Raw genomic sequence first — 11,352 nt, forward strand, 5'->3', positions numbered from 1 at the left:
CAAAAACGTTGGATTGATTGTGCCATAGCGGCTTGGATGGCCGCCACAGGCAAACCGCGGCGAGTTGGCACAAAACGCGAATGAGTGGGCCGGATGTTGCGATATAGCTACAGCCCATGGCAGGGCTACAATCTTCCCCTCTATCTGGCAGCTTTCAGGGCGATTTGGTGGCGTAGCCCCACTGATTATTTGCGCGCCCGCTTGTCTTTTGCCGCTCGCTGGCTTCAGCTCGCCATTTCTTTCTCACATGACTGAATTCGCCAAAGAAACCCTGCCCATCAGCCTGGAAGAGGAGATGCGCCGCAGCTACCTGGATTACGCCATGAGCGTGATCGTGGGGCGGGCGCTGCCCGATGCGCGCGATGGCCTCAAGCCGGTGCATCGCCGGGCGCTGTATGCCATGCGCGAGCTGGGCAATGATTGGAACAAGCCCTACAAGAAGTCGGCCCGTATCGTGGGCGATGTGATCGGTAAGTACCACCCGCACGGCGACAGCGCGGTGTACGACACCATCGTGCGCATGGCCCAGCCGTTTTCGCTGCGCCACATGCTGGTGGACGGGCAGGGCAACTTCGGCTCGGTCGATGGCGACAACGCTGCGGCCATGCGTTATACCGAGGTGCGCCTGACCAAGATCGCCCACGAGCTGCTGGCCGACATCGACAAGGAAACCGTGGATTTCGGCCCGAACTACGACGGTTCGGAGCAGGAGCCGTTGGTGCTGCCGGCACGCTTTCCCAATCTGCTGGTCAACGGCTCGGGCGGCATTGCCGTGGGCATGGCCACCAACATCCCGCCGCACAACCTGTCGGAGACCATCAACGCTTGCCTGCACCTGCTGCACAAGCCGGAGGCGGACATCGACGAGCTGATGGAATTCATGCCCGCGCCGGACTTCCCCACCGGCGGCATCATCTACGGCATGAATGGCGTGCGCGATGGCTACCGCACCGGGCGCGGGCGGGTGGTGATGCGCGCCAAGGTGCATTTCGAGGACATCGACCGCGGCCAGCGCCAGGCCATCATCGTCGATGAGCTGCCCTACCAGGTGAACAAAAAGACCTTGCAGGAGCGCATGGCCGAGCTGGTGCACGAGAAAAAGCTCGAAGGCATCAGCCACATTCAGGACGAGTCGGACAAATCCGGCATGCGTCTGGTGATTGAGCTCAAGCGCGGCGAGGTCGCCGAGGTGGTGCTCAACAACCTCTACAAGCAAACCCAGTTGCAGGATACCTTCGGCGTGAACATGGTCGCGCTGATCGACGGCCAGCCACGCCTGTGCAACCTCAAGGATTTGCTGCAAGTCTTTCTGGAGCACCGCCGAGAAGTCGTCACGCGCCGCACGATTTTTGAATTGCGCAAGGCGCGTGAGCGCGGCCACGTGCTCGAAGGCCTGGCCGTGGCGTTGGCCAACATTGATGAGTTCATCCGCATCATCCGCGAGTCGCCCACGCCGCCGGTGGCCAAAGCCGAGTTGATGGCGCGCAGTTGGGACAGCCAGATCGTCAAGCAAATGCTCACCCGCGCGCGTGAGGACGGCAGCGTGGTCAACGCCGACGACTACCGCCCCGAATCGCTGGGCCGCCAGTACGGCCTGGGGCGCGATGGGCTGTACCGCCTCTCCGAAGTGCAGGCCGAGCAAATCCTGGCCATGCGCCTGGCGCGCCTGACCGGGTTGGAGCAGGACAAGATAGTGGCCGAGTACAAAGAGGTCATGGCGCAGATCGAAGACCTGCTGGACATCCTCGCCAAGCCCGCGCGCGTGGCCGCCATCATTGGCGAGGAGCTGGCCGCTATCAAAACCGAGTATGGCGAGACCAAGCTGGGCGCGCGCCGCAGCCAGATCGAATACAGCGCGCAGGATCTCTCCACCGAAGACCTCATCACCCCCACCGACATGGTGGTCACGCTCAGCCACACCGGCTACATCAAGAGCCAGCCGCTGTCAGAATACCGCGCGCAGCGCCGTGGCGGGCGCGGCAAGCTGGCGGCCAGCACCAAAGAGGACGACTGGATCGACCAGCTCTTCATCGCCAACACGCACGACTACATCCTGTGCTTTTCCGACCGTGGGCGGCTGTACTGGCTCAAGGTCTGGGAAGTGCCCGAGGGCTCGCGCGGCTCGCGCGGTCGCCCCATCGTCAACATGTTCCCGCTCGAAGACGGCGAAAAAATCACCGTCGTGCTACCGCTCACGGGCGATGCGCGCACCTTCCCCGAGCACCTCTACGTCTTCATGGCCACGGCCAAGGGCACGGTGAAGAAAACCGCGCTGGCCGAGTTCAGCAACCCGCGCAAGAAAGGCATCATCGCCGTCTCGCTCGACGAGGGCGACTTCCTCATCGGCGCGGCGCTGACCGATGGCGCGCACGATGTGATGCTGTTCTCCGACGGCGGCAAGGCCGTGCGCTTTGACGAAAACGACGTGCGCCCGCTGGGCCGCAACGCCCGTGGCGTGCGCGGCATGAACCTGGAGGAAGGCCAGCGCGTGATTGCCATGCTGGTGGCCCAGGCCGAAGGCGACCCCAGCGCGCAAAGCGTGCTCACCGCCACCGAAAACGGCTATGGCAAGCGCACCGCCATTGCCGAATACACCCGCCACGGCCGTGGCACCAAGGGCATGATCGCCATCCAGCAATCGGAGCGCAACGGCAAGGTCGTTGCCGCCACGTTGGTTGGCCCCGAGGACGAAATCATGCTCATCACCGACACCGGCGTGCTGGTGCGCACCCGCGTGGCGGAAATCCGCGAGCTGGGCCGCGCCACCCAGGGCGTGACGCTGATCGCGCTGGACGAAGGCGCCAAGCTCAACGGCCTGCAACGCATCGTCGAAAACGATGCCAACGGCGAGCGTGACGAGCGCGGCGAGACGTGCGAAAGCGAGGGCCAGGGCGCCGCATCCCCGCCGTCGGCAGAGGGCCATGCTGGCGCTGCTGCACCCAATGCCGCTGGCGACGACGAGGCCAGCGCCCCCGAAGAAGGCGGCAGCGCCTGATGCGCTTGGGAGCGATGCCAAGGCCGGGGCCGCTGGCCTTGGCCGCCCCTGCCGCATAGGCCGCCCCTCCCCCCACGCACCCCGTTCAGGCCATGTACCAGCCGCGTCACTTCCAGCACAACGACACTGCCGCGCTGCACGCCTTGATGCAGGCGCAGCCGCTGGCCACCTTGGTCACTCTGGCCCAAGGCGGCGCGCTGGAGGCCAACCACATCCCCTTGCACCTGAGCGCCGAAGAGGGCGAGCTGGGCGTGCTGCGCGGCCACATCGCCAAGGCCAACCCGCTGTGGCGCGAGCACCCTGAAGGGGCCCAGGCGCTGGTGATTTTTCAAGGCCCGCAGGCTTACGTCAGCCCCGCGTGGTACGCCACCAAGGCCGAGACCGGCAAAGTCGTGCCCACCTGGAACTACCTGGCCGTGCACGCCTGGGGCGCGCTGCGCGTGGTGCGCGATGCCCATTGGCTGATGCAGCAAGTGCAGGCGCTGACGCAGCAGCAGGAAGCCGCGTTTGCCCAGCCCTGGCAAGTGGGCGATGCGCCGGCGGACTACATCGACGCCATGCTGCGCGCCGTGGTCGGCATCGAAATTCGCATCACCCGCCTGCAAGGCAAATGCAAGGCCAGCCAGAACCAGCCCGAAGCCAACCGGCAAGGCGTCATCGCCGGGCTGCGCGCCAGCGGCGCGGCAACGGATCAGGCCATGGCCCACGAGATGGCCCAATTGATGGAAAGAGAAAGGAGCGCACCCCATGCCCCATGACGTTTACGACGCCGCCCGCAACCGTTATCTCGACGTCGGCGATGCCCGCCTGTTCGTCACCGAAGCGGGCGCGCCCGACGGCGAGCCTGTGCTGCTGCTGCACGGCGGCCTGGGCGATGTGTACGACTTCAAATCCATCGTGACGGGCCTGCCGCAGCACCTGCGCCTGATCGCGCTGGAATTGCGCGGCCAAGGGCGCTCCAGCCGCGGCACGGCGCCTTTGAGCTACGCGCAATACCAGGCCGATGTGCTGGCCGTGCTCGATCACATGCAGATCGCCAGCGCCCACCTGCTGGGCTTTAGCGATGGCGGCATCATCGGCTACCGGCTGGCGGCGCAAAACCCGCAGCGCGTGCGGGCGCTGGCCACTATTGGCTCGCAATGGCGACTGCTGCCCGATGACCCCTGCATTCCCATCTTCCAAGGGCTGACGCGGCAGCAGTGGCAAAGCCTGTTCCCCAGCGCCGTTGCCCGCTACGAAGCGGGCAACCCCCAGCCCGACTTCGACGCTTTGCTGGAAGAAGTCAAGGCGCTGTGGCTGGATGCCGACCCCGCCACCGGCTACCCCGGTGACATGGTCGAGCACATCGCCGTGCCCACGCTGCTGATTTGCGGCGATCGCGACCCCTTCATGCCCGTGAGCGAAGTGCAGGCCTTGCGCGAGCGCATTACCGGCGCAAACGCAGGCGTGTTCATCCTGCCCTTTGCCGACCACGCCGCGCATGCGCAGGCCAGGGCCGTCTTTTTGCCTGCCGTCAACGCCTTTCTGAGCGCCCCCGACGCCCCGGCGCTGCGGTAGGCGCTCCAGTCGCATAATTTGGCCTTTGGTTCTGGCGCCGCGTTCTTGAGCGCCTCTTTACTACAAATCAAAAGAAACAAAATACCCTTGTTTCGGCATGTCATGCATTAAATTTCATTTACATTTGATTTGTAAATGAATCACCATTGCCGCCTGCTTGCCGTTTGTTTTCACTGCCTGCCATCATGTCCACCCCTTCCGCCCTTGCCCCCCGCCCCTACAACTTCTCCGCCGGCCCGGCCGTGCTGCCTGAAGAAGTCCTGCAAACCGCCGCCGCCGAAATGCTCGACTGGCACGGCAGCGGCATGGGCGTGATGGAGATGAGCCACCGCGGCCCCGAGTTCATCGCCATCTATGAAAAAGCCGTGCGCGATCTGCGCACGCTGCTGGCCGTGCCCGAGCATTTCAAAATCCTGTTCATGCAAGGCGGTGGCCTGGGCGAAAACGCCTTCGTGCCGCTGAACCTCTCGCGCGGCGGCGTGGTGGATGTGGTCGTCACCGGCGGCTGGAGCCAGAAATCCCTCAAGGAAGCGGCCAAATACGCCACCGCCCGCTGCGCCGCCAGCGGCGAGGCAGGCGGCTTTACCGCCATCCCCGACCCGGTCACCTGGCAGATCAGCCCCGATGCGGCCTATCTGCACATTTGCAGCAACGAAACCATCCACGGCGTGGAGTTCCACGAGCTGCCCGATCTGGCCGCGCTGGGCGCGGACATTCCGCTGGTGATCGACTGCTCCTCGCACATCGCCTCGCGCCCCATCGACTGGAGCCGCGTTGGCCTGGCCTTTGCCGGGGCGCAGAAAAACCTCGGCCCCTCGGGCCTGACCATCGTCATCGTGCGCGAGGATTTGATCGGCCACGCCCTGCCCATTTGCCCCAGCGCCTTCGATTACGCCACCGTCGCCAAGAACGACTCCATGTACAACACCCCGCCCACCTGGGGCATTTACGTCGCCGGGCTGGTGTTCGACTGGGTGCTGCGCCAGCAAGAAGGCGATTTGACGGGCCTGGCCGCCATCGAGGCGCGCAACATCCGCAAGGCCGGCAAGCTGTACGACTTTCTGGACGCCAGCAGCTTTTACCGCTGCCCTGTGCAGCCCGCCGCACGCTCGCGCATGAACGCGCCGTTCTTTTTGGCCGATGAAAGCCGCAATGCCGATTTCCTCGCCGGGGCCAAGGCGCGCGGATTGCTGCAGCTCAAAGGCCATCGCTCCGTGGGCGGCATGCGCGCCAGCCTTTACAACGCCATGCCCGAGGCAGGCGTGGATGCGCTGATTGCCTACCTGCGCGACTTCGAGCAAACCAGCGCCTGACCCCATCCACCGCCTGCCCTGTCATGACAACCAGCCACAACACCCCGCCCTCCCCCGAACCTGTTGCCACACCCGAGCTGCTGGCGCTGCGCCAACGCATTGATGCACTCGATCGCCAACTGCTCGAAACCCTCAACGAGCGCGCCAAAGTCGCGCAAGAGGTCGGCGAGCTGAAGAAGAAAGAAGGCACCACGTTCTTTCGCCCCGACCGCGTCGCCCAGGTCATCAGCAAAATCACCAACGCCAACCCCGGCCCGCTCAAAACCGCCCACGTGGCGGGCATCTGGCGCGAAATCACCTCCGCCTGCCTGGCGCTGGAATCGCCCCAGCGCGTGGCCGTGCTCGGGCCAACGGGCACCTTCTGCGAGCAAGCCGCGCTGGAATACTTCGGCGGCGCGGCCGATTTCGTGTACTGCAACAGCTTCGATGAAGTCTTCCACGTCACCCTCTCAGGCAACGCCCAGTTTGGCGTGGTGGGGCTGGAGAACTCCAACGAAGGCATGGTCACCCGCACGCTGGATTTGCTGCTGCAATCGCCCGTGCACATGGTGGGCGAGGTCAGCCTGCAAGTGCGCCACAACCTGCTGCGCCTGCGTGAAGATGCCGAGGGCATCGAAGCCGTGCTGGCCCACCCCCAGGCCCTGGCGCAATGCCACGCCTGGCTGGCCAAGCACCTGCCCCATGCCGAACGCCGCCCCGTCTCCAGCAATGCCGAAGGCGCGCGCCTGGCCGCCACCAACCCCGCCTGGGCGGGCTTGGCCAGCGCCCGCGCTGCCGCGCAATTTGGCTTGCACATCGTTGCCCCCGCCATTCAGGACGATGCCCACAACCGCACGCGCTTTGCCATCATCACCCTGCCGCAAACCATGGCCATGCCCGAGCCCAGCGGGCGCGATGCCACCAGCCTGGTCATCGCCGTGCCCAACCGCCCCGGCGCGGTGCACGATTTGCTGGAACCGCTGAAAAAGCACGGCGTATCCATGACGCGCTTTGAATCGCGCCCCGCGCGCACCGGCCAGTGGGAGTATTACTTCTATATCGACCTGGACGGCCACCCCCAGCAGCCCCACGTCGCCGCCGCGCTGGAGGAGCTGAAAAACCTCAGCGCCTTCTTCCGCCTGCTGGGCGCTTACCCCATCAAAAGCTGATCACGGCATTCATTCACACCCACACATCTATGGCAAAAAAATACAACCAGCTAGGGCTGATTGGCTGCGGGCTGATGGGCGGCTCCCTGGCCCTGGCGCTGAAAAAAGAGGGATTGGTCAAGAAAGTGGTGGGCTACAGCAAATCACCCACCACCACCACGCTGGCGCGCCAGCTCGGCGTCATCGACATCGAGGCCAGCTCCGCCATACAAGCCTGCGCGGGCGCAGATCTGATCGTGCTGGCCGTGCCCGTGGCCGCCTCGGGCGAGATGTTCAAAACCATCCGGCAGTTCGTGCACCCCCATGTGCTGACCATGGATGTCGGCTCAACCAAGAACGACGTGGTGCTGGCCGCCGAGAAACACCTGGGCTGGGGCGCCCAGTACTTCGTGCCTGCCCACCCCATCACCGGCAAAGAGCGCTCGGGCGTGGAGCACGCCGATGCCATGCTGTATTACGGCGCCAAAGTCGTGCTCACCCCCACGCCTGCCACCGATTTGGATCATGTGCAACGCGCCCAGGAACTGTGGACGGCGCTGGGCAGTGACGTGCGCATCATGTCGCCGCAAGAGCACGACGCGGCGCTGGCCGCCGTCAGCCATCTGCCGCACCTGCTGGCCTTTGCCTACGTCAACAGCCTGCTGGGCCAACCCCACAGCGACAGCCTGCTGCGCCTGGCCGGGCCGGGCTTTCGGGATTTCACCCGCATCGCCGCCAGCGACCCCGCCCTCTGGCGCGACGTGCTGCTGGCCAACCGCACCGAAATCACCGGCCAACTGCGCCACATGGTGCTGGCCATCCAGGAATTCCAGCGCGCCCTGCACAGCGAAGACGCCGAAGCGCTGGAGCAGCTCATCCAGAAAGCCAGCCAGGCCCGCAACGACTGGCGCAAGCACTCGGCTTGAGGCTCGGACGCCGCCCCTCAACAATACAAATCAAAAATAAAAACCACTTCAATACCAACATGCCGAAATAGGCATGATTTATTTCCTTTGAAATAAAAATGCCCGTTCAAAAACGGGCATTTTTTAGCTATCCGAAACCCTGAGCCGCAGCCTGAGCAGTCACTGTGCCGGGCGGTAATACGTCCTGCCGTTGTACTGGTAGGGCTGATAGCCCTGCGGATAGGGCTGTTGGTACTGCGGCTGATACTGCGGCTGTTGGTAATACGGCTGCGGGGCATACACCGGCGGCGGCGTGTAAGTGGGCTGCACATACACCGGCTGCACGGGCGGGGCCACGTAGCCCGGCGTCGCACTGGGCGCCACCGGCGGGGTTTGCGACTGCGAAAGCGCGTAACCCAAAATCCCCCCGACCACCGCCGCGCCTGCGGCAATCTCCGCATTGCGATCGCGGCGGCGCTTGCGCTCACGCTCGCTCTCGCTGCGGCGGTATTGCTCAAAACGCTCGTAGCTGTTGCGGTCGTAGCTGTAGTGATGCAGGTCGTTGGTGTGGCGCTCATACGAGCTATAGGGGCGCACGTAAGGGCGATACTCCGCATCGCCATACTGCGCGGTGGCCGAGCCGGCCAAAACCAAAGCGCCACAGGCCAAAGCCAGGCGAGTCGTGCTGGAACGCATGGGTAATAACTCCTCAAAAAAACAGCCTGCCGCAGCGGCAAGCCCAAAATCACAACAAACATCAAGGCAGCAGCGCTGCCAACGCAAGCAGCTTAGGCGGCCTGTGTAAAGCGCGCATATCGCAAGCCAAAGGCGGCGTTTCGCTGCGGTTTCACTCCAGTTTCGCGCACGCAGCGCTTGCGCCCTGACACGCAAGCGCCTACAACGCCCCACCAGCGCCCAGGCTGACACATGCGACCCACTCGCGCGGGCACGGATAATCACCGCCCATGGCACTCATCACCCTTTTGAATACCCAACTGGCCTTTGGCGACGTGGCCTTGCTCGACGGCGCGGATTTCTCCGTCGAAGCAGGCGAGCGCATCGCCCTGATCGGCCGCAACGGCGCGGGCAAATCGTCGCTGCTGAAAATCATGGCCGGGCTGGCCCAGGCCGATGATGGCCAAATCCAGGTGCAAAGCGGCGTGCGCATGGCCTATGTGCCCCAGGAGCCCGAGCTGGCGCCCGAGCACACCGTGTTCGAAGCCGTTTCTGCAGGCCTGGCCGACGTCATCGCCCTGCGCGAGCGCTACCTGCGCCATGCGCCCGAGGACGATCTGGACGCGCTGCAATCGCAAATCGAAGCCCAGGGCGGTTGGACTTGGGAGCAGCGCGTGCAGGAAACCCTCGCCCGCCTGCGCCTGGAGCCGCAAGCGCGCATTGGCGCCCTCTCCGGCGGCAACAAAAAGCGCGTGGCGCTGGCCCAGGCCCTGGTGACACAGCCCGATGTGCTGCTGCTCGATGAGCCGACCAACCACCTCGATCTGGACTCCATCGCCTGGTTGGAGGAATTGCTGCTGGGCTTTGGCGGCAGCATCGTCGTCATCACCCACGACCGCGCCTTTCTCGACCGCATCGCCACGCGCGTGGTCGAACTCGACCGCGGCCGCCTGCGCTCCTACCCCGGCAACTACAGCCAATACCGCGCACTCAAGGAGCAACAGCTCGCGCAAGAGGCGGTGGACAACGCCAAGGCCGACAAACTCCTGGCGCAAGAGGAAATCTGGATCCGCAAAGGCGTGGAAGCGCGCCGCACCCGCAGCGCCAGCCGCGTCGCCCGCCTGCACGCGCTGCGCCAGCAACGCGCCGAGCGCCGCACCGCCCTGGGCAAGGTGCGCATGGACATCGACCGGGGCGAGGCCAGCGGCAAAATCGTCGCCGAGCTTACCCAGGTCAGCAAAGCCTTTGGCGACAAGCGCCTGATCCACCGGCTGGACACCACCATCCTGCGCGGCGACAAAATCGGCCTGCTTGGCCCCAACGGCGCGGGCAAATCCACGCTGCTCAAGCTCATCCTCGGCGAGCTTGCGCCCGATGAAGGCCACATCCGCCAAGGCGCCAACCTGCGCATCGCCTACTTCGACCAAATGCGCGACGCGCTCGACCCCGATGCCACGCTGGAGGACTTCATCAGCCCGGGCAGCGAATGGATTGAAATCGGCGGCCAGCGCAAGCACGTCAAAAGCTATCTGGGCGATTTTCTGTTCTCGCCCCGGCGCGCGCTCTCGCCCATCCGCTCGCTCTCGGGCGGCGAGCGCAACCGCCTGTTGCTGGCGCGCCTGTTCGCCCAGCCCGCCAACGTGCTGGTGCTGGACGAGCCCACCAACGATCTGGACATCGAAACCCTGGAGCTGCTCGAAGAACTGCTGCAAACCTACGAAGGCACGGTCTTTCTCGTCAGCCACGACCGCGCTTTTGTGGACAACGTCGTCACCCAAATCCTCGCCGCCGAAGGCGACGGCCTCTGGCGCGAATACGAAGGCAACGTGCAAGACTGGCTGCTGCAATCGCAACGCAGCCGCGAGCTGGCCGCCCAGCGCCAGGCGCAGCAAGCCGCCCCCGCCAACCCACCTGCTGCATCATCGAAGCCTGCGCCAGCGCCCGCCCGCGCCGAGAGCCCAAACGCCACCGCCTCGCCCGCCAAACGCAAGCTCAGCTACAAAGAGCAGCGCGAACTGGACGCCCTGCCCGCGCACATCGAGGCGCTGGAGGCCGAGCAAGCGCGCATCCACGCCGAACTGGCCGACGGCAGCCTGTACGCCAGCGACCACCAAAAAGCCGCCGCCCTGGCCGAACGCGCCGCCGCCATTGAGGACGAATTGCTGCAAGCGCTGGAGCGCTGGGAGGCGCTGGGGGGATAAGCCCCTTCTCATCTCCTGCTGCCACCTTGTACCGCCTTTCACGCCGCCTTTCGCACCGCCCGCCGAGACAAAAGCCCCATGCCGAAAACCGCCCCGCCAGCCGTTGGCCCAGCCGCCTTCGCCTTCAGCGCCATCGCCGCGCTGGGGGCGCTGGCCCCGCTCGCCCATGCGCAAAACGACACCACCGCCTACACCGCCTGCCTGGAGAAAGCCGCCAGCGTCACCGCCGACGCCCTCGATTGCATGGCCCAAGAGCTGAAGGTGCAAGACAGCCGCCTCAACCAAGCCTTGCACCAGTATCTGGAGGGGCTGGGCCAGGCGCGCCAAACGCAATTTCGCCAGGTGCAAACCCTTTGGCAGCAATACCGCGACGCCCAATGCCACTTCTACCTGACCCCCGACGGCGGCAGCCAGGCGCGCCTGACGGCCAGCGAATGCCTGCTCAGCGAAACCGCCCAGCGCGTGGAGCTGCTGCGCGCACTCATCCAGGAACAAGAGCTGGCGCCCGACTCCGAGCGCCAACCTGAGGCCCACCCCGCCACACAGGCCGCGGCCGAACCAGCCCCCAATTGAGCTTGC

The 11,352-nt window shown here is 65.1% G+C and carries 9 protein-coding genes; 8 read left to right on the forward strand and 1 reads right to left on the reverse strand.

All coding sequences use genetic code 11. The features are described 5' to 3' along the window. The first annotated feature begins 247 nt into the window (after positions 1-247). From gyrA to EBQ26_RS06985, 6 genes are all read left to right on the forward strand, one after another. Positions 248-2,995, forward strand: coding sequence for a DNA gyrase subunit A (gene gyrA / locus EBQ26_RS06960; protein ID WP_122238288.1), 2,748 nt, complete (start codon positions 248-250; stop codon positions 2,993-2,995). Between the two features lie 92 nt (positions 2,996-3,087). After that, positions 3,088-3,753 carry an FMN-binding negative transcriptional regulator gene (locus tag EBQ26_RS06965; RefSeq protein ID WP_122238289.1) on the forward strand — a complete coding sequence of 222 codons (666 nt, stop codon included), beginning with the start codon at positions 3,088-3,090 and terminating at the stop codon, positions 3,751-3,753. Beyond that, the gene (locus tag EBQ26_RS06970) at positions 3,743-4,552 is read left to right on the forward strand and encodes an alpha/beta fold hydrolase (RefSeq protein WP_122238290.1); all 810 of its coding nucleotides are present in this window, start codon (positions 3,743-3,745) and stop codon (positions 4,550-4,552) included. The genes EBQ26_RS06965 and EBQ26_RS06970 overlap by 11 nt, the downstream gene beginning before the upstream one ends. Before the next feature lie 185 nt (positions 4,553-4,737). After that, complete coding sequence (gene serC / locus EBQ26_RS06975) at positions 4,738-5,865, forward strand: 3-phosphoserine/phosphohydroxythreonine transaminase (RefSeq protein WP_122238342.1); 1,128 nt, start codon at positions 4,738-4,740, stop codon at positions 5,863-5,865. A 23-nt stretch (positions 5,866-5,888) separates the two neighbouring features. Further along, on the forward strand, positions 5,889-7,013 hold the full coding sequence (gene pheA, locus EBQ26_RS06980) for a prephenate dehydratase (RefSeq protein ID WP_122238291.1): 1,125 nt from the start codon (positions 5,889-5,891) through the stop codon (positions 7,011-7,013). A 29-nt stretch (positions 7,014-7,042) separates the two neighbouring features. Continuing rightward, a complete protein-coding gene (locus EBQ26_RS06985; protein WP_122238292.1) occupies positions 7,043-7,918 on the forward strand; it encodes a prephenate dehydrogenase in 876 nt (291 codons plus the stop codon). Positions 7,919-8,077: 159 nt separating this feature from the next. On the opposite strand, the gene EBQ26_RS06990 is transcribed toward EBQ26_RS06985, so the two are convergent. Further along, positions 8,078-8,593: a hypothetical protein gene (locus EBQ26_RS06990; RefSeq protein ID WP_122238293.1), complete on the reverse strand. Its 516-nt coding sequence runs from the start codon at positions 8,591-8,593 to the stop codon at positions 8,078-8,080. A gap of 269 nt (positions 8,594-8,862) precedes the next feature. Between EBQ26_RS06990 and EBQ26_RS06995 the strand changes: the two genes are divergently transcribed. Together EBQ26_RS06995 and EBQ26_RS07000 are read left to right on the forward strand one after the other, a co-directional pair. After that, entirely contained in the window at positions 8,863-10,773 is a 1,911-nt protein-coding gene (locus tag EBQ26_RS06995; RefSeq protein WP_122238294.1) for an ATP-binding cassette domain-containing protein, read from the forward strand. 78 nt (positions 10,774-10,851) lie between these two features. Beyond that, a complete protein-coding gene (locus EBQ26_RS07000; RefSeq protein ID WP_122238295.1) occupies positions 10,852-11,346 on the forward strand; it encodes a lysozyme inhibitor LprI family protein in 495 nt (164 codons plus the stop codon). Positions 11,347-11,352 lie beyond the last annotated feature (6 nt).

The sequence above is a fragment of the Allofranklinella schreckenbergeri genome, assembly GCF_003703475.1.
In the GTDB taxonomy this organism is placed as follows: domain Bacteria; phylum Pseudomonadota; class Gammaproteobacteria; order Burkholderiales; family Burkholderiaceae_C; genus Lampropedia; species Lampropedia schreckenbergeri.

Excerpts from the sequence above, each read along its gene's own strand:
- gyrA (WP_122238288.1), top strand. The coding sequence starts at position 248 with ATGACTGAATTCGCCAAAGAAACCCTGCCCATCAGCCTGGAAGAGGAG.
- EBQ26_RS06965 (WP_122238289.1), top strand. The coding sequence starts at position 3,088 with ATGTACCAGCCGCGTCACTTCCAGCACAACGACACTGCCGCGCTGCAC.
- EBQ26_RS06970 (WP_122238290.1), top strand. The coding sequence starts at position 3,743 with ATGCCCCATGACGTTTACGACGCCGCCCGCAACCGTTATCTCGACGTC.
- serC (WP_122238342.1), top strand. The coding sequence starts at position 4,738 with ATGTCCACCCCTTCCGCCCTTGCCCCCCGCCCCTACAACTTCTCCGCC.
- pheA (WP_122238291.1), top strand. The coding sequence starts at position 5,889 with ATGACAACCAGCCACAACACCCCGCCCTCCCCCGAACCTGTTGCCACA.
- EBQ26_RS06985 (WP_122238292.1), top strand. The coding sequence starts at position 7,043 with ATGGCAAAAAAATACAACCAGCTAGGGCTGATTGGCTGCGGGCTGATG.
- EBQ26_RS06990 (WP_122238293.1), bottom strand. The coding sequence starts at position 8,593 with ATGCGTTCCAGCACGACTCGCCTGGCTTTGGCCTGTGGCGCTTTGGTT.
- EBQ26_RS06995 (WP_122238294.1), top strand. The coding sequence starts at position 8,863 with ATGGCACTCATCACCCTTTTGAATACCCAACTGGCCTTTGGCGACGTG.
- EBQ26_RS07000 (WP_122238295.1), top strand. The coding sequence starts at position 10,852 with ATGCCGAAAACCGCCCCGCCAGCCGTTGGCCCAGCCGCCTTCGCCTTC.